The 21,424-nt window shown below is 54.7% G+C and carries 31 protein-coding genes; 25 read left to right on the top strand and 6 right to left on the bottom strand.

Features of this window, described 5'->3' with window-relative positions; genetic code table 11:
• Positions 1–83: 83 nt before the first annotated feature.
• Together TAN611_RS09430 and TAN611_RS09425 are read right to left on the bottom strand one after the other, a co-directional pair.
• Entirely contained in the window at positions 84–728 is a 645-nt protein-coding gene (locus TAN611_RS09430; protein ID WP_203067615.1) for a hypothetical protein, read from the bottom strand.
• A gap of 16 nt (positions 729–744) precedes the next feature.
• Positions 745–1,149 (bottom strand): XRE family transcriptional regulator, encoded by a 405-nt coding sequence (locus TAN611_RS09425; RefSeq protein WP_203067614.1) that lies wholly within the window; start codon positions 1,147–1,149, stop codon positions 745–747.
• Positions 1,150–1,426: 277 nt separating this feature from the next.
• Here TAN611_RS09425 and TAN611_RS09420 point away from each other — a divergent pair, with 277 nt between their 5' ends.
• From TAN611_RS09420 to TAN611_RS09410, 3 genes are read left to right on the top strand one after another with little or no spacing between them, the layout of a single operon-like run.
• Positions 1,427–1,630: a DNA-binding protein gene (locus TAN611_RS09420; RefSeq protein ID WP_203067613.1), complete on the top strand. Its 204-nt coding sequence runs from the start codon at positions 1,427–1,429 to the stop codon at positions 1,628–1,630.
• A 9-nt stretch (positions 1,631–1,639) separates the two neighbouring features.
• Positions 1,640–1,843, top strand: coding sequence for a DUF4761 family protein (locus TAN611_RS09415; RefSeq protein ID WP_203067612.1), 204 nt, complete (start codon positions 1,640–1,642; stop codon positions 1,841–1,843).
• A complete protein-coding gene (locus TAN611_RS09410) occupies positions 1,840–2,100 on the top strand; it encodes a hypothetical protein (RefSeq protein WP_203067611.1) in 261 nt (86 codons plus the stop codon). The genes TAN611_RS09415 and TAN611_RS09410 overlap by 4 nt, the downstream gene beginning before the upstream one ends.
• Positions 2,101–2,135: 35 nt before the next feature.
• Here TAN611_RS09410 and TAN611_RS09405 read toward each other — a convergent pair whose 3' ends face one another.
• Complete coding sequence (locus TAN611_RS09405) at positions 2,136–2,606, bottom strand: hypothetical protein (RefSeq protein ID WP_203067610.1); 471 nt, start codon at positions 2,604–2,606, stop codon at positions 2,136–2,138.
• Positions 2,607–3,035: 429 nt separating this feature from the next.
• Between TAN611_RS09405 and TAN611_RS09400 the strand changes: the two genes are divergently transcribed.
• The 8 genes from TAN611_RS09400 (at position 3,036) to TAN611_RS23645 (ending at position 8,129) form a co-directional block, all read left to right on the top strand.
• Entirely contained in the window at positions 3,036–3,221 is a 186-nt protein-coding gene (locus tag TAN611_RS09400; protein ID WP_203067609.1) for a hypothetical protein, read from the top strand.
• Positions 3,218–3,442, top strand: a complete 225-nt coding sequence (locus tag TAN611_RS09395; RefSeq protein WP_203067608.1) for a hypothetical protein — start codon at positions 3,218–3,220, stop codon at positions 3,440–3,442. Before TAN611_RS09400 ends, TAN611_RS09395 begins: the two co-directional genes overlap by 4 nt.
• Before the next feature lie 141 nt (positions 3,443–3,583).
• Positions 3,584–3,802, top strand: a complete 219-nt coding sequence (locus TAN611_RS09390) for a TraR/DksA family transcriptional regulator (RefSeq protein WP_203067607.1) — start codon at positions 3,584–3,586, stop codon at positions 3,800–3,802.
• A 3-nt stretch (positions 3,803–3,805) separates the two neighbouring features.
• A complete protein-coding gene (locus TAN611_RS09385; RefSeq protein ID WP_203067606.1) occupies positions 3,806–4,627 on the top strand; it encodes a Dam family site-specific DNA-(adenine-N6)-methyltransferase in 822 nt (273 codons plus the stop codon).
• On the top strand, positions 4,624–4,911 hold the full coding sequence (locus tag TAN611_RS09380) for a hypothetical protein (RefSeq protein WP_203067605.1): 288 nt from the start codon (positions 4,624–4,626) through the stop codon (positions 4,909–4,911). The genes TAN611_RS09385 and TAN611_RS09380 overlap by 4 nt, the downstream gene beginning before the upstream one ends.
• A 15-nt stretch (positions 4,912–4,926) precedes the next feature.
• The gene (locus tag TAN611_RS09375; protein ID WP_203067604.1) at positions 4,927–7,533 is read left to right on the top strand and encodes a replication endonuclease; all 2,607 of its coding nucleotides are present in this window, start codon (positions 4,927–4,929) and stop codon (positions 7,531–7,533) included.
• Between the two features lies 1 nt (position 7,534).
• Complete coding sequence (locus TAN611_RS09370; protein ID WP_203067603.1) at positions 7,535–7,759, top strand: hypothetical protein; 225 nt, start codon at positions 7,535–7,537, stop codon at positions 7,757–7,759.
• 10 nt (positions 7,760–7,769) lie between these two features.
• On the top strand, positions 7,770–8,129 hold the full coding sequence (locus TAN611_RS23645; protein WP_304621753.1) for a ClpX C4-type zinc finger protein: 360 nt from the start codon (positions 7,770–7,772) through the stop codon (positions 8,127–8,129).
• 57 nt (positions 8,130–8,186) lie between these two features.
• Here the strand turns inward: TAN611_RS23645 and TAN611_RS09360 are convergent, their stop codons facing one another.
• The 3 genes from TAN611_RS09360 to TAN611_RS09350 all read right to left on the bottom strand — a co-directional run bounded on the left by TAN611_RS09360 (position 8,187) and on the right by TAN611_RS09350 (position 12,805).
• Entirely contained in the window at positions 8,187–9,536 is a 1,350-nt protein-coding gene (locus tag TAN611_RS09360; protein WP_203067602.1) for a P-loop NTPase fold protein, read from the bottom strand.
• Positions 9,537–10,032: 496 nt separating this feature from the next.
• Positions 10,033–11,082, bottom strand: coding sequence for a phage portal protein (locus tag TAN611_RS09355; protein WP_203067601.1), 1,050 nt, complete (start codon positions 11,080–11,082; stop codon positions 10,033–10,035).
• Between the two features lies 1 nt (position 11,083).
• On the bottom strand, positions 11,084–12,805 hold the full coding sequence (locus tag TAN611_RS09350) for a terminase large subunit domain-containing protein (protein WP_203067600.1): 1,722 nt from the start codon (positions 12,803–12,805) through the stop codon (positions 11,084–11,086).
• A 158-nt stretch (positions 12,806–12,963) separates the two neighbouring features.
• Between TAN611_RS09350 and TAN611_RS09345 the strand changes: the two genes are divergently transcribed.
• From TAN611_RS09345 to TAN611_RS09280, 14 genes are all read left to right on the top strand, one after another.
• Positions 12,964–13,788, top strand: a complete 825-nt coding sequence (locus TAN611_RS09345; protein WP_203067599.1) for a GPO family capsid scaffolding protein — start codon at positions 12,964–12,966, stop codon at positions 13,786–13,788.
• A 24-nt stretch (positions 13,789–13,812) separates the two neighbouring features.
• The gene (locus tag TAN611_RS09340; RefSeq protein ID WP_203067598.1) at positions 13,813–14,862 is read left to right on the top strand and encodes a phage major capsid protein, P2 family; all 1,050 of its coding nucleotides are present in this window, start codon (positions 13,813–13,815) and stop codon (positions 14,860–14,862) included.
• Positions 14,863–14,904: 42 nt separating this feature from the next.
• Positions 14,905–15,738 carry a phage terminase small subunit gene (gpM, locus tag TAN611_RS09335; RefSeq protein ID WP_203067597.1) on the top strand — a complete coding sequence of 278 codons (834 nt, stop codon included), beginning with the start codon at positions 14,905–14,907 and terminating at the stop codon, positions 15,736–15,738.
• Between the two features lie 102 nt (positions 15,739–15,840).
• Positions 15,841–16,338, top strand: a complete 498-nt coding sequence (locus TAN611_RS09330; RefSeq protein ID WP_203067596.1) for a head completion/stabilization protein — start codon at positions 15,841–15,843, stop codon at positions 16,336–16,338.
• Positions 16,338–16,538 carry a tail protein X gene (locus TAN611_RS09325; protein WP_203067595.1) on the top strand — a complete coding sequence of 67 codons (201 nt, stop codon included), beginning with the start codon at positions 16,338–16,340 and terminating at the stop codon, positions 16,536–16,538. Before TAN611_RS09330 ends, TAN611_RS09325 begins: the two co-directional genes overlap by 1 nt.
• Positions 16,529–16,810, top strand: coding sequence for a hypothetical protein (locus TAN611_RS09320; RefSeq protein ID WP_203067594.1), 282 nt, complete (start codon positions 16,529–16,531; stop codon positions 16,808–16,810). The genes TAN611_RS09325 and TAN611_RS09320 overlap by 10 nt, the downstream gene beginning before the upstream one ends.
• Positions 16,807–17,358: a lysozyme gene (locus tag TAN611_RS09315; protein ID WP_203067593.1), complete on the top strand. Its 552-nt coding sequence runs from the start codon at positions 16,807–16,809 to the stop codon at positions 17,356–17,358. Before TAN611_RS09320 ends, TAN611_RS09315 begins: the two co-directional genes overlap by 4 nt.
• Entirely contained in the window at positions 17,355–17,738 is a 384-nt protein-coding gene (locus tag TAN611_RS09310; protein ID WP_203067592.1) for a DUF2570 family protein, read from the top strand. Before TAN611_RS09315 ends, TAN611_RS09310 begins: the two co-directional genes overlap by 4 nt.
• 141 nt (positions 17,739–17,879) lie before the next feature.
• Positions 17,880–18,341 carry a phage tail protein gene (locus tag TAN611_RS09305; protein ID WP_203067591.1) on the top strand — a complete coding sequence of 154 codons (462 nt, stop codon included), beginning with the start codon at positions 17,880–17,882 and terminating at the stop codon, positions 18,339–18,341.
• A complete protein-coding gene (locus tag TAN611_RS09300) occupies positions 18,338–18,994 on the top strand; it encodes a phage virion morphogenesis protein (RefSeq protein WP_203067590.1) in 657 nt (218 codons plus the stop codon). Before TAN611_RS09305 ends, TAN611_RS09300 begins: the two co-directional genes overlap by 4 nt.
• 26 nt (positions 18,995–19,020) lie before the next feature.
• Positions 19,021–19,578 carry a phage baseplate assembly protein V gene (locus TAN611_RS09295; protein ID WP_238404530.1) on the top strand — a complete coding sequence of 186 codons (558 nt, stop codon included), beginning with the start codon at positions 19,021–19,023 and terminating at the stop codon, positions 19,576–19,578.
• Positions 19,575–19,943, top strand: coding sequence for a GPW/gp25 family protein (locus TAN611_RS09290; protein ID WP_203067588.1), 369 nt, complete (start codon positions 19,575–19,577; stop codon positions 19,941–19,943). Before TAN611_RS09295 ends, TAN611_RS09290 begins: the two co-directional genes overlap by 4 nt.
• On the top strand, positions 19,930–20,829 hold the full coding sequence (locus TAN611_RS09285; protein WP_203067587.1) for a baseplate J/gp47 family protein: 900 nt from the start codon (positions 19,930–19,932) through the stop codon (positions 20,827–20,829). Before TAN611_RS09290 ends, TAN611_RS09285 begins: the two co-directional genes overlap by 14 nt.
• Positions 20,822–21,424: a phage tail protein I gene (locus TAN611_RS09280; RefSeq protein ID WP_203067586.1), complete on the top strand. Its 603-nt coding sequence runs from the start codon at positions 20,822–20,824 to the stop codon at positions 21,422–21,424. The genes TAN611_RS09285 and TAN611_RS09280 overlap by 8 nt, the downstream gene beginning before the upstream one ends.

Genomic DNA, 21,424 nt, shown 5'->3' with positions numbered 1-21,424 from the left:
ACAGGCCCCATCAGAGTCCGCAGATAGAGCTGCTGCGTTTATTGATATCCTCGGTGAACCACCAAGACTTGAAGAACTAGCCATTAATGACCCAGATAAAAATAATCAATAATAATTTGAACAGCGACACCAGCGAGGAAAGCCAAACCGGTGAATACCGGATATTCCCACGCTACGCGCCACCATGGCATTGCCGGGGCTGGCTCTGCGGAGGCTGGTTCTTCTTTGTGACGCTCGTCATCCAGCCACAATAGAGCCTGCTGCAGATCAGAGCGTCTGAGTGTCTTTAAATGACTGGAGCCAAAACTTTTCCGGCAGTATTGGGTTAGCTTAAAGCGGAGATCACTGCTTGTACTGATCTTCAGCAGAGCGGATATCAACTCTTTTTTATGGGCTCTTTCACGGATCAAATCCATTTGCGCCTGAAGATAACTGCAGGCTGGCTGGTATTGGCCGACCGTCATTTTTTCAATGTTCTCAACACCAATTTCAGCATGTACGCGCCGCCATACCTCGAAGGCCTCTTCATCTCCAGCCTCGGCTACGGATGCAACAAGCTGGTTTAGCTGCTTACGCTGCGCAGGAACTAATGGCCGCGTATCTTTCTCAGCAGCAGGAAAGGCGATGTTGACCTGATGCCCGTCCACAAAATGCTCTGCTGTTACATGTTTCTCATTGAAATCACGCCCAGCAATCCGGTTATCCCTGCCACCAGAGTCATTCCCCATAAAACCCCCATCTACCTCATTTTTTATGCTCGTTGTAGTCCCTGCCGGCAATACGATGGCCGCTGCCGCTAACATTGATTGCCTTCGAATCGGTTTGTTTGCCATCCACTGCGGAAGTTCCAGCGGTTAAAGCAGCAAGGGCCGCAGCTTTAACCGCAAGGGGCGCTTTTCTGAAATAGCCAAGTAACTCTTGTTCGTCATCGCTTAAGTTTTCTGTTGAACGAACTCCGGTCACAACATACAGAGCATCCAAACCGAATTTGGACAACGCAGCCAGATAGGCAGCGTCAGGGCTATGGTCCCCTTTCTCGTACTTGAGCTGGGCCAATTTCTTGACACCGCCAATCTCTCCCATTGCTGTCTGACTCAGCCCCAGGCGCTCTCTTTCCTCTCGCAAACGCAAGCCTATATCTATTTTCATACAAATCTCTTGACTGGTATTTATTTTGATACCAGAATGTAAGTCACAGACACTTAGCAGATCACAATATACCACTATGAAACAAGAACTCCATGAACGGCGCTCACGTTTGCCTCGTGGGATTGCTGCCAAAAACCCGGTTCCAATGCGCCTATCAGAGGTAGAGCGCGCCGAACTGGACGCCATTGCCACACGCGAAAGCCGCTCCAGTTCAAGCATGGCTCGACTGATCTACCTCCGTGGTCTTGAACACTTCACAGCTGAATAAGGCGCAGGGATGGGAAACGTAACTATCAATATTTCTGTTCAAACAGCCTACGTTTCGCTGGAAAGGTATTCAGAGCTGGCGAACATTCCGATCGGCACTTGCCGCCGGATGGTCAGAGATGGGCGCATCATTATCCGCCCGAAAAAGAACGCGAAAGACAAGGTTGAGGTAAACCTCGTCGCGATGCTGAAAGACGCAATCGACAATAGCTGAGGAAGCCGTATGCAACACAACGCCCTGATACAGCTATCAAAGCACACGTTTGTTTACCGCGGGTTCACTATCCAGAAGTGTCCACGCCATAGCGCGACCGAACGCACGGCGTATCAGTTGATGAGCAACGGGGATTATTTCGGTCGGGATTTCGCGCTGGCGGAAGCCATGCGCACCATAGACACAATGCTCAACAGCCGGGGGAAAGCATGAAACAGGCGTATAAAACTCTCATTGAAGAGCTGCTGCAGCAGTACCACACCAAAGCAAAAAATTTGCAGCAAGCATCAGCGGTTGCCGATGCCGTTCGCCAGGTATCAATGAACGATTACGCGTTCCGCCTGAGCATTGGCCTGACTGGATTATTGAGCACTGCGGAGGCCGCCGGCGATGGCGCCACTGCGTTAGTTATCGATCACCTAATATCACGTTGTAGTAACGGGGATATTCCAATAGTTGAGGTTGGCTAAATAAATCAGACCAGTTCCCCGGCCTGATTATTGAATTAACGCGGCACACCGCCAGCTAAACAAGAAACCATGCGTTCTTTAATGGAGAGTTTTTCATGGTGTTTTTTCTTACCAAGAGAAATCATTGCTCTATTCCTCGCCGGATTGAAAAGGCTGGAAAGAGCATTACTGTCAAACTCTTCAAGCATATTCACGCGAGAAATCATCTCGTCAACACTGAGATTATGCATTTCGTTAATCAACGAAAGGTATCGTTTACTTTGCTGACGAGCGGCTTCGGCTTTTTTTCCATGCTGACAAGCCACTCGAATGCCACTAATAACGGCGACAATAGCACCAAACAACTGACTGAGATCACTATTAACAAAAATACCTGCGCCAAGAATAAGCATTACAGCATTACTCGAAATATCAATTCGGCGATTAATTGTTTCCGTCATAACTTCCAACCAATAGCCGTACCAAATACGGAAACGCAAATCATACTCAGTCGGTTGTTTTGTCATGAACCTTACTCCTCGTCGTCATCTTCCGGTGGCGCAGGTTTATGCAGCACATGGAAGTCATCAGATTTATCGCGGGACTGTGAATTATCGTTGTCGCTCATAGCGGCTCCTCATTGTGGTGGGATGGTCGTTATGCCCGTGTTCGGTCAGGAACTTGGCGGGCATAACGAAGATACCACAACGCGGCCGGGCGCGTAATCCCGGCATCTTATTACGTGACAATCGGCAGTATTCGGTCGCGCCCTTATAAAAGAATGGGCTGCATTAGAGCGGATAGGTTGTCACCACCATGAGCCGGCATGGCTAAAAACCGGCATCTATTTCAGTAAGCGCTATGCAGTGCTTACTGAAATAGAGCGACAGAAAGTAATTAAAACTCCGCCTTTCAGGTGGCGGACTTCTTACACCCCAAAACCGAGGGATGATTATATGCATGACGATGAATTGCACGCTGCATTTATAAAAGCCCGCCGCTCTGAGCGGGTCCAGCTTCTCGACCTTTTGAGCAGCAAACTCGATCGCCTGGCTGTCGGAAACATGACCAAAGAACAGATTATCAGCACGCTGAAAGACTGGATCGACAGCCATCAAAGCACCAGCGGAGGTAACCAGTGATTACCCTCGCCGGCACCGCCGCACGTCCTGACATATACCGCAAGGCAATAGCCATGCTGAAGCAATTTCGCCTTGGCCGCCGCGTGTTCACCCGAATCAAGCCTTACGGCTATCTGAAAATCAATATCGGCCACCGCTGGCGCCTGTTGAGTAAGAACGACGGCAGGGACTGGAGGCTAATGACGCACGAAACCTACAACGTGGAGAGCAAAAAACGATGAGCACTCTTCTCATCATATTCGCGTTCTGGGCAACCAGTTCGCTCATCGCCTCAACTCTACTCGTCTGTATTTGTATCAGACGTTACATCGACAACGGTGACAAAACGACCACACCCAACACGGCTAATGAGGAAGGGAGAAATGCCTGATCTTCTCGACGCTGCACAAGAACTCAGTGAGCTGACACTCGCTAACCAAATCGCCAAAGCCCGCCCGCATCAATACGGGCCTTCTGCATATTTCTGCGAAGCATGTGGCGACCTGATACCGGACGCGCGCCGCGTACTTATTCCCGGCGTAACACGCTGTGTTACCTGCCAGGAGATTCACGAAGCCAAAGCACGGCATATCAAGGGGTAATCCATGATCCGCACTCCACTTAAATGGCTCGGTAGCAAAGCCGGCATTATTGACACACTGCATCAGCACCTCCCCGAGGGTAAGCGCCTGGTTGAGCCGTTCGTCGGTTCCGGCTCGGTGTTCCTTAACACCGACTACGACAGCTATCTGTTATGCGATATCAACAGCGACCTGATCAACTTCCACAACGTCGCCAAAGAGCTGCCGGAACCACTGATCCGCGAGACGCGCAATCTGTTCAGCGAACACGGCGACGAACTGGGCTACTACACTGTCCGTGCTGACTTCAATCTGCGCTGCGACAGTAACTTCCTCTATCGCGCTGCGCAGTTCCTTTACCTGAACCGCCACGGGTTCAACGGTATGTGCCGCTATAACCTGAGCGGCAGCTTTAATGTGCCGTTCGGTCATCGAAAATCACCATACTTCCCCGAAGATGAGATCCGCGCATTCTCGGAAAAAGCCAAGGCGAAAAAAGCCGTATTCCTGTGCTGCACCTTTCAAGAGGCAATCAGGATGGCTCGGGCCGGTGACGTAATTTATTGCGATCCGCCGTACGTTCCAGCCAGCACCACCGCCAATTTCACCAGCTATCACACCGACGGCTTTACCAGCGAACAGCAGCAGAAGCTGGCGCGCATGTTGCGCATCGCCGCAAAGCGAGGCCGCCACGTCGTGGCATCAAATAGCGAAACCACCGCAGCGCTGGAGCTGTATTCCGATTTCGATATCACCACCACGACCGCCCGCCGGTCTGTCAGTGCAGCAGCTGCTGGACGAGCTCGCGCCGGGGAGATTATCGCAACTATGAGGGCCTTAGCATGAAACGATGGAGCAGCGCAGAAGATAAGACCTTAAAAGACCATGCCAGCACACTGACAGCAAAACAGATCGGCCATTTGCTCGGCAGAACGGCAAGAGCCATCAGCCAGCGTGCGGCCAGGATTGGAGTTGAGATGAGGAAGCACGGTGACGCATACCACGGCCGAAAATATCCAGAAGCAGATATTGAGACGGCTCGCCAGCTATACAGCTCAGGGATGAGTTTGAAACTGGTGGCGGAAAAAATGGAGATCCCATTCGCATCACTGAAAAATTATTTTTACTAATAACGGCAACGGTACATGACGAAACACACCCGAAGCCGCACAGCCCCTTCCCCGCCGCCGTCCTTCCCGGGCAGCGGCGTAGTTGCTTTTGACTGGCCTTATTCATGGAACGCCCCAAAGAAAGGCATTAACCCATACACCGAAGAGGCCAAAGAAAAGCCGCAACTGACCGCCGCCCAAAAGCGCCGCCAGCGCTGGATAGAGATCACCACTGACAGGGAGCGCGATCGGGAATCGCAGTTATCCTTGCTGGCGCAGCAGCGCCGCGGGGAAGACAAAGCGCAATCTGTACTGGATACGCTTATGGTACAGCCTGATTTCATCCGTTCGCCGCTGCTGGCGAGGATTAACGCTATCCGCAATAGCAAAAAAGGCAACGGTGAGAAGCTGTCGCGCAACTACATTCTGCGCACTATCAAGACGGTTATGACCCGCATAGAAAGAATGCGGGACAAACATCTGACATTTGGTCTGAAGCTGGTCGCGCGCCGCGAACGCCTTGACGACCTGCTGCGCCTGCCGGAACTGGACAAACGCGCGGTGCAGCTGCTTGCCACGTTTACCGCTGCGCACTTTGAATCACTGCTCGATCAGCAGTGCAAAAGCCAACTTTCCTGCGACGCCACCCAGAACAAAATCCTGCGCGTTTACGTCACGCTCGGAACAGAAGCGGAACGCTTCGGCGTGATCCCGCCCAGTTGGCAATCACTGAACCCATACCTGCGCCGCCGCGGGGAACCGCCATACGACAAGATCCCCGGCGCTATCTCCCGTCTGTGCTGCGCCAATTGGTGGTTCAGTAAATTGTGGTCACTTCGGTGCCGCTGGCGTGAGGAGTTGTTGCGCGCGGCGGGCCTGGTGCGCAAACAGGACTCAGCCTACATCAGCGCCGACGCACTGGCGCATTTCCGCGAACAACGCCGCCGTACTCGCGAATTCTTGAAGGCGTTTGAATTAACCAATGATGACGGCTTCTCTATCGATCTCGAAGACGCCTTCTATGCCGGCCCCAGCAATCCGCGCCACCGCCGCATTGAAATGATGACCACCGTCAAAGGTATGCAGGAGATCGCTGAAATGCGTGGTGATTGCGCTGTCTGGTGCACCATCACCACCCCTTCACGCTTTCACGCCACCAAATCCAACGGGCGGCTAAACCCGAAATGGACGGCGCAGACCGTGCGCGACAGCAATGATTACCTGGTCAATCGCTTCTTTGCCAGCGTGCGAAAGAAACTGAACCGCAACGACTTGCGTTGGTACGGCATTCGTGTTGCAGAGCCACACCACGACGGAACGGTTCACTGGCACATGATGGTATTTTGCCGCCCCGATGACCGTGACGACATTATCGGCATCATGCAGACGTTCGCCATTCGTGATGATCGGGCAGAACTGGGGAACGACATCACCCCGCGCTTTAAAACCGAATTGATAACAGCAGAGAAAGGCTCGCCGATCAGCTATATCGCCACCTATATCGGCAAGAACTTGGACGCCGAGCCGTTGCGCAAACCCAACAAAGACACCGGCGCGCCACCGGTCGATCACGAAAGCGGCAAAAGCATGGCCGACACTGTCGAGCATGCACTCGGCTGGGCCAGCCTGCACCGCATCCACCAATTCCAGTTTTTCGGCATCCCGTCACGCCAGGTTTACCGGGAGTTGCGCCGACTAGCGACGCAGCTAGACCGCCAGGGCGTCGACGCCAGGAAAAACCAACGCCTGACCGACAAGGCTATGGATGACGTCATGAGCGCCGCTGATGCCGGTTGTATTGCCACCTACATCATGAAACAGGGCGGCGTCCTGACGCCACGCCGCGATCACGTTGTGCACACCGCCTACCTGCAGGCAGAGAAGCCGAACGACTACGGCGAACACGGCATTCAGATCTTTGGTGTCTGGTCGCCTGTATTGGGTGAGGCATCACGCATTTGCACCCACCCCGACACCTGGACACTTAAGCGCAAACGTAAACCGGCGAGCGGCGAAGCCGAACGCCAGGGGGTTGACCTTGAAGGCGAAGGCGCAGCCGCCGCCCCTTGGACTCGTGGCAATAACTGTCCGGCTGCGCGAAATCCGAGCGATATACTGGAGAATTGCACCACTGAGGAAGGACAGGAATACAAGAGCTTTGAAACAATGCAACCACGTGAACGACGCCAGTTATTAAGGCGCATTAGGTCGCAGTTGCCAGAAACAGGTGCAGCAATACCGACACCGTTCGTTGACTGCTCAACACTCCCGAAAGTTAACCCACGACTGATGAAGCTGCTGACACTTGAAGGGATTGAGTACACGGCCGGAGCAAGTATCCTATTGCAAGGATCCAGGTTGAAAGTCGGCGATCGAACGCTATTCCTGACGCCATCAGGCCAACTTAAGGAACAGCTAACACAACAATATTGCCAGGGTGAAATGTGTTGCGCGCCGTTACATGACGCAGATCTCATCTTTGGTGACGTTGGTCTTTGCCTCAAATGTACAGAAAAACGCTGGGGACGCGAGGAAATTGAACTACGTCAGCGCGAGGTGCAACAGGTAACAAAAGATGTTCAACGCAAAAATGAGGAAGCACTGCTTGGCCGTCTGAAAAGAGCAGTCATGAGAAAGGGGTAAAATGGTGAAAAGTGACAGAAATTACCGTAACAGTGAGTATGAATACCAACAATGGCTGAAATATCGTGAATCTTCGTGGGAAGAGCGAAGCGAACCGGTAGAGCCTATAGATCCTCCGGTGAATGAATCCACCGAAGGTGTGTTCAGAGAATATCCAAAGCATCAAGAAATGATAGAAAAAGCAGAACGTGACTATCTAGAATCAAAAAAGGATATTGAGGAATAAGAGGTTTTTTATGGCACATGAAATTTACCGGCACTGGCTCCCGGAAGAAGAACATCATTCTGATCATGCCAAAAAGCTGGCAGGCATCACCAGCCGCCTTCAGAACGTCATGCTAACAGAGAATATTACCGCCGATGAGCTGGTAGGCTGCGCTCGCGTTGTACGCAGAAATCACGCGAGCTTTAAGGCAATGGAAAAGAACGAACGGCCTCCTGCGGTCTCCCCATCAGAGAACAATGATTACTTCTGCAGCTTCTGTGGCAAAGGCAACAACGAAGTAAGCAAGATGGTTACTGCACCAAAGGTATATATCTGCAATGAATGCGTGGAGCTTTGCGAAGATATCATTACAGGATTCAGAGACAACTAGGCTCAGATTGAGCAACATATATTTTAGCCCCGCTTCTCATGGCGGGGCATAAATGTGTTAACCAACAGTAAAGCCTTCAACTTGCTCATACATAGTATCGAGCCATCTCACTCGTCTGCCAGTCACTCCTGATATATAAGAAAATCTTTCTCTATTCTCAGAAGATGCTAATTCAGAATCATCAAGATAGTGGTAATCCAGAATATCTTTCAAATAGTAAAATTCATGTATGTCATGCATGCTTTCGTTTATCGAAAGTTGGGATAGTACGTCATCAACATTTATCACTTTATTTTTAATATCAATAAGGAGAGATGGATTGTGTACTTTCAGAAAAACAACCAGACCAATGGCCACAAAAAGAAACTCATGCCGATATCTATTTATTTCCCCGGGATCTATCATAACTGCAAACACTGAGTAACAGCGTTCGGCCTCACGTAATGACCCCCCATTAAGCTCCAAAAGATATGAAATAGTTTTAACAAGACAACCACTTCTAGAAAATAGATTATTCCCTACATCCAGAGAGAAGAGGTGCCTCATTATTGTTGATTTCTCATAACCTAACAATCGGCTTGATGAAATTAAGTTCTCTTTAGGAAGAGTAAACCAATAATGAATAAATTTGTTGAGGTAAAGCCTAGAGTTTATATTTCCATACCGGCACTCAATACTCTTTTCGAACTGCTCACGATTAATAACAAGGAGGAATACGAAGCCTTCCACAGAGAATATATGCTTAACTTTCTCCAATAGTTCCAAAGAAAAGTCAGGTCGAGCACGATCAAGCTCGTCAATTATAAATATAATCTTCCTCCCACTCTCTTTATGTATTTCTGTTAGCAAGGAACCAAAGTTTTCAATTGTAGCTAGTTCATTTTCACTGTTCTTTATTTTTTCTTCCACATAAGATTCAATCGGTGCGGTAATGGAGTCAACGATAGCATCCTTTGCTTTCTCAACCGAGGTCCCCGACACTAAACCGCCTGTCAACGCACTGACAGTAAGTTTGGCGCCATTAATAGCAAAAGATGCACCTAATTTTTTACCAAGTGATATTAACCTCTCACCCAAGCTTTTTAGCTTCCCTTCATCTTTTTTTATTAATTCATATATTTTTGAAGTTAGAGCAACAAAAGGATCTGATTGGTAGTCGCTTTCAAATGCATCAAAATAAATAACATCAAGTTGTTCCGAGTGATTTTTATTTATTTCTGAACACATCATTTTTACAAAAGAAGTCTTCCCATTACCCCACTTGTCATCAAGCGCCAAGACTAGGCTTTTATCCGGAGCATTCGTTGCCACTCTAATAATTATGTCATGAAGTTTTTTTCGGTGGAACGTATCATGTTCCTCACTAAAACCATCATTAAATTTTTTTTCAGGAGCAGTCAATCTCATTGCTATTCTACCTCTTCGGTTAAAATAAAAATTCACACCATGAATATTAACAACAATTATTCGTAACAACGGAGTACGAATAGTTACCGTTATTGAATTATGATATCACGACAAAATTTTGTTTCATCATTTGTACAAACATGCACGATTTTGCACAACTTTTCGATCTATGATAATGCGAACCCGCACCAGCAGCGGTGCGGGTTCGATCCCTTTCGATCCTTGCACAAAAACAAACATGTTTTGCGCGCAGGCGAGGCGGGGGAGCAAGCGCGCGGAATGGGGTGCAGGTAGGGTGGCATATACCGCCTGAACAGGTCGCTGAGCGCCCTCACGCTGAAATGGCCGCAGCAGAGCATCACGCAGCAAAAAACGCGGCAGGCGGCCGCTGAGAGCCACTACCGGCGGGTAAAAGATTAATGTTGTGAAGAGATTGCGAGTGAAGGTGCGAGAAGTGGCCGCCATAGATAGCGACGGCCATACTGCAGAGAGAGGATCAATCGACGTCGAGTAAGGCGTAAGGGTTAAAGCGGATCACCTCTTCCCCCATCCAGTCGTTAACATGCTTCATGGCTTCCATGATCGGCGTCAGCTCATTGATGGCAAACACCTTCGCCGCCTTCTCTACGTCACCAAACGAGCCGTTGCCCTCCGGCATTGCCCCCATCAGCTGCGGCGGCACACGGTGTGCAGCAAGGATATCGTCACGCGTTGCGGACTTAACCCCCAGGAATTCATCCTTGGCTGAGATCTGACTAAACGGCAGGATCTGCACCGAGTCTTTACCGCCGTTCGGAGCATGCAGCAGGATATTTTTAAACGCCCCGCCCCGTCGTGTGTCTGTCAGCGTCTTTTGCAGCTTATCCAGACTTTCCTGGTCAGCAATGGCGCTGTTGACGTAGACGATGCAGCCGGCATGGCTGCCGTTGTCGTAATACAGTTTGCGGAACGTATCCGCCGAGTGCGACAGATTGGCAGACAGCAGGCCGGCGAAGTATTCCGGCATACCGTAGATCTCCTGGTGAATATCCGGGTTGATAACGTGACAGATAGCGCCGGTCGGGAACTGGTGATCATCAGCGCCGGCCTGGATAAACCAGTATGTGTCCAGGTCAGCGCCCCGCCGGGTGTACTTGGCCAGCGTATGATGCAGCGCCAGCGGGCCGCCCAGCATGTTGCGACGCAGCTCCAGGTAGGCGTTACCGAACACCACCCAATCCATCGCAAACGCAGAGAACGCCTGGCGAGATAGCAGCTTGTGCGGGATGAAGCAGCCGGCCAGCACATTACGCTTGAAGATAAGCGCCGACTGGTGCCAGCTGGCGTGTCCGAACTGGCGGGCCAATCCGTACCAGCTGATCGGCGTTTCGTAATAACGGCCGTTGTTGGCGCAATACATCGAGTCCAGCAGATCATAGGATGACGTGACCGGCCAGGGACCATCAAAAGAGAAGGTACTGAGGCCGGGGAGCTGTTGCAGCTCGGCCGCCAGATCGGTTTTGGGTTCGCTCTGCTGCCGCGCCCGTGGTGGTTTTCGTTTGCTCACGTTAATACTCCATCACTGTCATCGAATTGCTGCCATCCTGCCCCATCGGCTCGTTCACCACGGCCAGCATCGTCGCCCAGGCCAAATCACCATGGCTGACGCCGCGGGATCGGTCTGTGTCGTAGGTAATCACCCCGCCGGGCGTCACCACTTTGCGCACAGCGCTGAAGGCCGTCACCAGGTCGCGCTCGCTGCGGTCATACTCCCAGCGACCACCGCGGACCATCTGCTGCATCTTGAGTACCAGCATGCGCTTGCTGGCCGGGTTGAACTGATAGCAGACTGCTGCCGGAAAGCGCTTTTTAACCAGTTGCCAGACGGCCTCACCGATACCCTGCCCGTCGATGCCGATGTGTTGCACGTTATAGCGATCGAGCATGCCAATGATCAGATTCGCCTGCTGTTCGAACTCCATGCCGCGAATGCGCTGGGTTTCGATGGTGCGGAACTTACCACCGCCAACCAGCGGCACGGCATTCACCGAGATCGCCCCGCTGTCGCCTTTGCCGCTGGCGCCATTCGGGTCATAACCAATCCAGACCGGGCGATCGGCCATTGGTCGGGCAGCGTACGGTTTCCAATCAAGCCAGTCGTCATAGCCATCCGCACCGCAGCCCAGCAGCATGTTGTAATCAAACGCCGAATCACCGTTGCGGATAAACTGGCAGCCGTAGAGGTTGTCGTATTCTTCCGGGCTGTTCTCGTCGCGGATCTCGTCAATGTCTGTCAAGTCCCAGCCGTGATCGATGGCATCCTGCAGGGTGACAATCTGGCGCCAGGTTTTGTCGGGACACATCAACCCGCTGTTGAGCGTTTTCCATGACGTGTCGAACTCAATACGGCTCTTGCTTGAGCGCCCCTTGTTAAAGGATTCCCCCGTCCAGAACGGGTACGCTTCATGACTTTCTGCCGACGGCGTAGAAAAGTATGTGCGCGTCAGCCCCTTGAGCGTCGCCATGGCGCCGGCAACCTTTTTCAGCTCGGCGAAACGTGCTACCCAGAAGAACTCATCAAAATACAGGTTGCCGGTATACGACTGTGCTGTAGCTGCTGACGTACCAAGAAAATGCAGCTCAGCGCCGTTGAACAGCTGGATCATGTCGCCGCCTTTCAGCTCAACGTCAACTTCAGCCGCAGCCGAGCGAATAAAGTTGCGGAACTGGTACGCCTGCCGGCGGCTGGCCGACAGAAAGATCTGGTTCAGTTGGTGCTTGTACTTCACATCGTCAGACAGCGCACGCAACAGCGCCTCGCGCGCAAAATACCAGGTAGCTCCAACCTGGCGGCTTTTCAGGATCATTCGGTTGCGGTGGTGGTGATTGTCGAGCCATCCCTGTTGATGCCAGTGCAGCGAATCAAGGATGTTGCGCCGCAGCTGCGCGATCTGTGCTTCCGAGAAGTAGTTTTGCTTCTTACGGACCTTCTTTTTCGGCTGCGTTGACGCTGTACCGTCGTCCAGCTTTTTAAGTTGGCGCGTCAGCAAGTCGATTTCTTTAAAGTCTCCGCCGGTCTTTTTGTCTTTGCCGGTCAGTTGCACCAGGCGGGCATCTATTGACGTCGTTACGCGCTGGATCGGCGCCGTGTCGTCCCACTCGTCGCGCTTCTTCCAGGCGTAAACCGTGTTCTGATTGATACCCATCAAACGCGCGATCTCGGCAGGCGGGTAGCCCTGCCAATAAAGCTGCCTGGCGCGATTCCGGGTAAATGTTTCCTGGATTGTCATCGTCTCCCCCATCTCATGCCGGGGAGATTAACCCGCGCGCGCGGAGGCTTTCTTGCAGTGCCGGCTGTCAGCGTTCTGCGACAACAACAACGCGTTGAGGCACGGGTTAACAGCCTGCCATCATCTCCGGGAACTCAACAGATCGTGAGCAAACAGACATGGCAAAAACCCGCAAAAAGTTTCGCGTAATGACTTCCGGCACCACCATTGACGGCCGAAAGGTAACCCGCGATCAGCTCCACGCGATAGCGGCATCCTATAACCCGTCGGTTTATGGTGCCCGCGTCAACGTCGAGCATATCTTGTCCCCGTTCCCAGATAGTGCCTTCTGCGCTATGGGCGATGTGACTGCCCTATCCGCTGAGGATATCTCTGAGGGGCCGTTTGCCGGTGAGGCCGCGCTCTTCGCAGAAATCGAGCCAACGGCCCGCATGACCGCACTGATCGACGACGGAAAAAAGGTTTATTCCAGCGTTGAAATCCACCCCAACCTTGACACCACGGGCGGCCCTTACCTGGTCGGCCTGGCGATGACCGATTCGCCGGCAAGCCTGGGCACGGAAAGGATTAAGTTTGCTGCCGAGAAGCGTGGGGAAATCATGCGCTTTAGCGCCGCAGACGCCGAACCGACGCTCTTTACCGAAGCGGTAGAAGCTGAGCTGATTGAGCTGCACGACCAACGCAGCGATGAGGGGAAGCAGTGGTTTAACCGCGTCATGGGGATCCTTGGAAAAGGCAAGAAGACGGACGATCAGCGCTTTACCCAGGTGCATGAAGCGGTGGAAGCCGTGGCGCAATCCCAGGCCGATATGCAGGACCAATTCAGCCGTACCGAACAGGCACAGGAAAGTAACCAGCAGGCCATTACCAAGCTGACTGCCGACCTCGCTGCGCTGCAGCAGAAGATCGCCGGCACCGACGGCAACTTCAGCCACCGACCGCCTGCCAGCGGGGGTAACAACGTGCAGATGGCCGATTACTGATATTCACAATGAGAGAAGAGAAACATGGATAACAATACCCGCGCACTGTTTGATCAGTACATCGCCCGGCAGGCACAGCTCAACGGCGTATCGCCTGCCGCTATCGCTGCAAAATTTGCAGTATCGCCGACTGCGCAGCAGAAAATGGAAGCCGCAGCCCAAGAAAGCGACTCGCTGCTGAGCAAAATCAACGTGTTCGGCGTCAATCAGCAGATCGGCCAGAAAGTGCTGATCGGCAGTAAAGGTCCGCTGGCCGGCGTCAACAACAGCACCACCACCCGGCGCAACCCTGGTGATAACAGCAAGATGGAGCCGTTCGATTACATGTGCCGCAAGGTCAACTACGACTACGGCATTGGCTACGAACAGCTGGACGCCTGGGCGCACATGCCTAACTTCCAGCCGCTGATCAGCGCGGCCATGGCGCGACAGATGTCGCTTGACCGCATCATGATCGGCTTTAACGGCGTTAAATACGCCGATCCGTCCGACCGCGCAGCCAACCCGCTGCTGCAGGATTGCGGTATCGGCTGGCTGGAAAAAATCCGCAAAGAAGCCCCGCATCGCGTGATTTCTGACGTGACCGTGACCGCTCGCGACGATGACAACAAGATCATCGCCAAAGGCACCTACGGCAACCTGACCTCCGCGGTTTATGACGCCAAAAACAGCCTGATGGACGAATGGCACAAGCGTAACCCGGACAACGTCGTGATCCTGGCTGGCGACCTGCTGACAACCAGCAATTTCCCATCCATCAACGCGATGAGCCAGACCAACCCGAACACCGAAATGCTGGCCGGTCAGCTGATCGTTGCGCAGGAGCGCGTAGGGAACATGCCGACCTTTATCGCGCCGTTCTTCCCGGTAAACGGTGTCTTGATCACGCCGTTCAAGAACCTGTCGCTGTATTACCAGCGCGGCAGCCTGCGCCGCACCATCAAGGAAGAGCCGGAATATAACCGCGTCGCGACCTATCAATCCTCCAACGATGATTTCGTGATCGAGGACTACGGCAACGTCGCGTTTATCGACGGCATCACCTTCGCGCAAGCCGCGGAAACGGGCGAGTAATCAATCGGGCGGGCGATGCCCGCCCCTTTCGGGGATAAAACAATGCTGACACCGGCACAACGTCACTTTCAAAAGGTGATGGCTGAGCGCCACGGGAAAGCCGAAGAACTGTCGGAAACCGCGCGCACGGCACACGAACAGATTTTGCACCGGCTACGCATGGATCAGAGTGCACTCAGGAAAGTGCAGTCTGACCAGGCAAAAGCCGAGATGAAAAAACAGCTGCTGCCTCACTATTCGGGCTGGATCGAGGGAACGCTCGACGGCAACAGCGGCCGCCAGGATGAGGTGATCGTCACCCTGATGATTTGGGCTATCGACGCCGGCGATTATCCGCTGGCCGTGCGCATCGGGCGCTATGTCATCGCGCATGGTCTCAAAATGCCTGACCGTTTTCACCGTACCTCTGCGACCGCACTGGTTGAAGAGTTGTGCGACCCAATCCTGGTACAGGTTAAAGCCGACGACAGTGCCGATATCACCACATATCAGCCCGTACTTGACGAGCTCGCGCAAATTGTCGAGGGGCAGGATATGCCGGATCAGGTAATGGCCAAGCTGTTCAAGGTGCGCGGTTTTGCTCTGCGCAACGGCACGGTTGCCGACCAGACGACGGCGTTGGCGCTGCTGCGCCAGGCGCTGAAACTGGACGCCGGTGCCGGTGTGAAAAAAGAGATTGAGCGCCTCAGCCGCACCGTGAAGAAGGCCAGCCAGAGCGCTGATGCGCCTCAAGATGATACTGCCGCATCGCCGCAAGCGACTGTGGTGGCCACAAAGGCACGCAAACCGCGCAGCACTACGCGTAAGGCGCCAGCCAAAAAAGCCAAGACCGGTAAGGCCGTGGCCAAAAACGCCAAGCCGGCACCGACCGAATAAACGACTTGCGCCCCGTGCGCTGGCGGCGCGGGCGGCAATCTGCAGCGCCTGGCGTCTGCTTTTCGCCGCTCGCCCACCGCCACCCTTTGAGGAGATAAGGCCATGAGTCTTGTTGCCGGGCGAACCGTCACCCCAGCCGCCGACGACGTGCCCGATACCGATGATGGCGGCGAAAAAATCAATGCCGGCAGCTTCTGGCCGGAGATTGCCCTGCGCAATATCCGCGTGGAAATGCGCATTAACGGTGCAGTGACCACCTCACGCCTGAAGCATGCAGCCATTGAGGCGCTCGCCCATGTTGTCGAGCAGTTGACAACCTGGCAGGCGCACCAGAAAGAAGCCGGTTTTGCTCGCCTTGATGAGGTGCCGGCAACGGCAATCAACGGTGAGAGCATCAAGGTGATCCGCTTTCGCCGCGCCGTGTACAGCCTGACCCGTGCCCTGCTTATTGAGAACTACCGCGACGTAGACAGCACCGGCGACGCCGGCGAGAAGCATGCTGCCGGCCTGACCCTGCAGGCGGCGGATCTTTGGCGGGATGTGCGTTGGGCGATCGCTGATATTCAAGGCAATGTGCGCTCGCTGGCGGAGGTGTTTTAGTGAAAGTAAAAGCCATGCAGGGCGACACGCTGGATCTGCTCTGTCAGCGCCATTACGGCACCACTCAGGGCGTTACTGAGGCAGTGTTGTCAGCCAATCCCGGCATTGCCGAGCAAATATTCTTAACCGTTGGCCAGGTCATTGAGCTGCCCGACATTGCGCAATCAACCGAACGGGAGGCGGTGCAGCTATGGACTTGATTGATCGCCTCTGGAGCTGGGTAACGTTCTCCTGGTCAACCTTGCTGATGGGCGTCGGCATGATGACGCAGCGCGAATGGTTGGCTGCCGGCGGTCTGGTGATTGGTGTCATCGCGGCGGTATTGGGTGAGATCCATCGCCGCCGCGTGTCTCGCAGCCAGGATAAGACCAATGCCTTGCTGGCTCAGCTGATCACCGCAGTGCGCAGCGATGCCGAGAACCGGCAGGAAGTTAAGGAGCTGATCAGCTCACTTAAAGGGGGTTCCCGGTGAAAAAACGCTTTATTGCCTGCAGCGTTGGCGCAGTCATCGCCATTGCCGGCGCAACCTGGCCGGAGAAGGTGCGCACCAGCCAGGCGGCGCAGCAGAAAATGGCCAAGTATGAAGACTGCCGTAGAACCCCCTACTACTGCCCCGCCGGCGTGTTGACGGTCGGGATCGGTTCAACAGCTGGCGTCCAAAACAGAACGTACCAGCTCGACGAGATTGCCGAACGCTGGGTAAACGACCTGGTCCGCGCCGAAAAGTGCATTAACCAGAACTTTAACGGCGCAGCTGCACCGCAGTTTGTTTTCGATGCGCTGACCGATATCAGCTTTAACGTCGGTTGCACCGGCATCAGTTGGTTTACCAACCGACAGGGTAACAAACAGAGAACCACCCTCTGGAAGCATGCGCAGGCAAAAAATTGGATCGGCGTTTGTAACCGGCTTACCGACTTCGTGAATTCGGGTGGCCGGCGCATGCAGGGGCTGGTGAACCGGCGTGAAGAGTTTCAAGCCTGGTGCCTGTCCGATCCGACACTGCAGGGGAAAAAATGAAAACGGTATCGGTACTGGTTTTACTGCTGCTGATGGCTCTGGCCGGCATCGCCTGGCAAAAGCATCAGCGGGAACTGGCCGAGCAGGCTCAGGCAAGTGCCGAGCGTCAACTCGGCGATGCCAATGCCGTGATGGCAGAGCTGCGTAGCCTGCGCGCTGACGTGAGTGCGATTGATAACGCCATAAAGACGCTGGGTGATAAGCGCAGCGCAAACGGGGAGAAACGACGTGAAACCATCAAGACCGCGCTGGATAGCGATAGATGTGCTGTTGCTCCTGTGCCTGCTGCTGTTGCTGACAGCCTGCAAAAGCGCGCCGCCGAAGTCCGTGCCGCAGATTATTCACGAGCCTTTGCCGGCCAGCCGGACGGCCAGCACTGACACGCCGGCGACGCCGGTGCCGATGACCTACGGCAGCCTGGCGCCGTGGGCGGATGCATTACTTGATGCGCTGGACAGCTGCAACGCCGACAAGGCAGCCATTCGTGAGTTGGAAATGCGGCGAGCCGCAAGGGGGAGCAAGTGAAAAAAGCCGAGTTATTACGTGAAGCGCTGGTCGCCAGCAACACCTGGTGCAAGGCCAACCCGGAACAATTCACGGTATGGGTGGAAAAAGGCCATATCGAGATCATGGCCACCGGCGAAAGCTCGTTCATGTACATCTACCCGATCCAGGTGCTGGCCATGGATTTTCCCGGCCAGGTTGATGACCTGATGCTGCCCCTGCTGGCATGGGTGTGGGAGAACCAGCCGGATCTGCTGCTGAACCCCGAGGAGAACCAGCGCATTGAGTTCGACGCCGACATTATCAGCGACGACAGCGCCGACATTCTGCTCAAGGTGCCGGTGTGGGAGCGCGTGATCGTCACTGCCGGCGAGAACGGTAAACCTATGGCGCAGCATCTGGCTGAAGATAAGCCGCGTCTGGGCGGTGGCGACTGGCAGGTAGTGTTTGATCCAGAAAGCGGGGAAATGCAGCCATGAATGGCGATGCCGCGCTGTTTCAGCAGCTGGATCAGGTTTTCGGCGCCATCCTCGGCGGCATGACGCCGGCAGGACGCATGCGCACGGCGCGTGAAGTCGGGCGTATGTTACGCCAACGCCAGTCGCGTCGCATTGCGCGCCAGGAAAACCCCGACGGATCTAAATTCGAAAAGCGCCGCAGAAAGGTTGTGAGGTCACAGGCTGGGATCAGCTTTATCTGGGCGCAGCCATACGTCCGCGGAGAGACTCGACGACTTAAAAACTGGCGAACAACAAAAGGCCGCCGAGGCCGCATGATTACCGGGTTTGATGTGGATCGGGGAGCGATTCGCTCATTCTATCGCGAGGATATCAAGCGATATCTTGATATCAATTTTTCACAAACGCGACGCGATACCAGCAAAGCCGATCCGATGTTCCGCCGGCTGCGCACGGCCCGCTACCTGAAAGCGCGCGCCGATGCCAATGGCGCCACTGTCGGTTTTTCTGGCGTCGCCGCCCGCATCGCCCGCGCTCACCAGCTCGGCCTACGCGACAAGGTGAACGAATCCGGCGCCATGGCCAAATACCCGCAGCGGCAGCTGCTGGGACTCACTAAAGCCGACCGCATGGCAATTGCGCGCCAGGTCATCGACTCATTAGGGGTGAAATAGTGGACATTGCCGAACTCATTCGACTGATGGGAAACGTGATCCGCGTTGGCATCGTGACCGAAGTCGACGAGAAAAACTGGCGGGTACGCGTCGCCAGCGGCGAACTGGATACCGCCTGGCTGCGCTGGAGCACACAGCGGGCCGGCGCCTTCAGCGTTTGGGCGCCGCCTTCCGTTGGTGAGCAAGTCTGGCTGCTATGCATCGGCGGCAATCCGGAGACCGCCATTATTGGCGGCAGCCTGTACAGCAGCGAACACCCCGCCCCCGGCACCGGCGTCAGCGAGCTGGTGATCGTCGCACCTGACGGCGCCCAGTTTCGTTATGACGCCAGCGCCGGCGCGCTGGAAGTCAGCGGCATTAAGACGGCCAGCATTGCCGCAGAGAGCAAAATCACGCTGACAACTCCGGTTGTCGAGTGCAGCGAGCTGCTCAGGGCCTCACGGCTTGAGGTCACCGAAGGCGGCGAGATGCACGGCAGCATTACCCACAGCGGCGGCGCGTTTACGTCGAATGGGGTACAGATTGATAGTCATCGCCATGGCGGCGTTCAAAGCGGCGGCTCCTGGACTGAGGGCACGCAATGACCGAGAAATATCGCGGCATGAATGCCGGTAGCACCGGCACACTGACCGATCAGGATCACGTCTGGCAATCGGCCAATGACATTTTGCTGACGCCTATCGGTTCACGCGTCATGCGCCGCAACTACGGCTCGTTGGTGCCAGACCTGCTCGACAGTCCACAAAACGACGTCACACGCATGCAGATCATGAGCGCGGCCGTGATCGCCCTGTCTGCATGGGAGCCACGCATCGCACTGGACACCATCAACATCACGTATTCGCCGACCGGCGCCGTAACAGCCGAACTCTCTGGCCTGCTGACCGAGAGCCTGGAAAAAAGCACCGGTTCGGTGACGCTAAGGAGCAACAGCCATGCCGACGATTGACCTTTCACAGCTGCCAACGCCGGAAATCATTGAAGAGCCAGACTTCGAGAGCATCCTGAGCGACAACAAGGCGATCATGATCGCCGCCTTTCCTGCTGACCAGCGGGAAGCTGTGGCGGCGGCGCTGCAGCTGGAATCAGAGCCGTTAACCGTGATCGCCCAGACCGTCGCTTATCGCGAGATGCTGCTGCGCCAGCGTATCAACGAGGGCGCAGCGGCATGCATGCTCAGCCACGCCAGGGGAACCGATCTGGATAACCTGGCTGCGAACCTGGACACACAACGGCTAACCATCAAACCCGAAACCGATACGGAAAACGCCGTGCTAGAAAGCGACGAGGCGCTGCGCCTGCGCGCGCAGGCAGCGTTTGAAGGCATGAGTGTCGCCGGACCGTCCGCCGCTTACGAATATTTCGCCCGCAGCGCCAGCGGTAAAGTCGCCGACGCCAAGGCAACCAGCCCGGCACCGGCAGAGGTTGTCGTCGCTATCTTGTCGACCGATGGAGATGGAACGGCGTCACCTGAATTGCTGGCTGCAGTTAAGGACGCCGTCAATGACGAGGAAGTGCGGCCGCTGGGTGACCGGGTGACGGTGCGCAGCGCCGATATCGTCGATTACACGATAGACGCAGAGCTTTTTCTGTACCCGGGGCCGGAGTCAGAACCCATCATCAACGCAGCCATGGCATCGCTGCAGCGTTTTCTGGCAGATAACGACAAGAAGATCGGCCGGGACGTTGCCAGATCGGCGATCTCCGCCGCATTGCACGTGCAAGGTGTTCAGCGTGTGGTGCTGCGCGCGCCTGCCGGCGACCTGCAGATCACCGATACCCAGGCTGCGCGGAACACGGGCTACAACGTAGAAAACGGCGGAACGGATGAATAGCAGCCTGTTGCCACCATCCGCCGGCGCCTGGATGCGCAACACCGAAGCGGTGACCGCCAAATTGTCGGCGATCACCGTGGCGCTGCGCACACTGTGGACGCCAACAGATTGCCCGGTTGACCTGCTGCCCTATCTGGCCTGGGCGCTGTCTGTAGACCGCTGGGACAAGAACTGGCCAGCAGAGAAAAAAATCGCGGCAATCAAGCAATCCTACTGGCTGCACCGCCGCAAAGGCACCCGCGCCGCCGTGCGACGCGTGATCGAGGGTATGGGGTTTTCGGCCACGTTTGCAGAGTGGTTCGACACCGGCGACCAGCCGGGAACCTTTCGCCTTGATGTTGACGTTAACGATGTTGGCATCAGCGATAAAACACTGAGCGAACTGGAACGACTGATCGCAGGTAGCAAGCCCGTTAGCCGGCATCTTGCGCAGTTGAACATCGCGACAAAAAGCGCCGGTGTGGTTTATTCCGCTATCGCCACACATGACGGCGACATTGTGACCATTTACCCGGCCGACCATGAGCCGATTAACCAGATTAAATACAACGGACTGCCTGATTTTGGCGGTCTTTATCAGTACACCGGGGTGTAA

Source organism: Serratia sp. Tan611 (genome assembly GCF_905188235.1).
Taxonomy (GTDB): Bacteria; Pseudomonadota; Gammaproteobacteria; order Enterobacterales; family Enterobacteriaceae; genus Serratia_B; species Serratia_B rhizosphaerae.
This window is presented reverse-complemented; position numbering and strand designations above follow the sequence as displayed.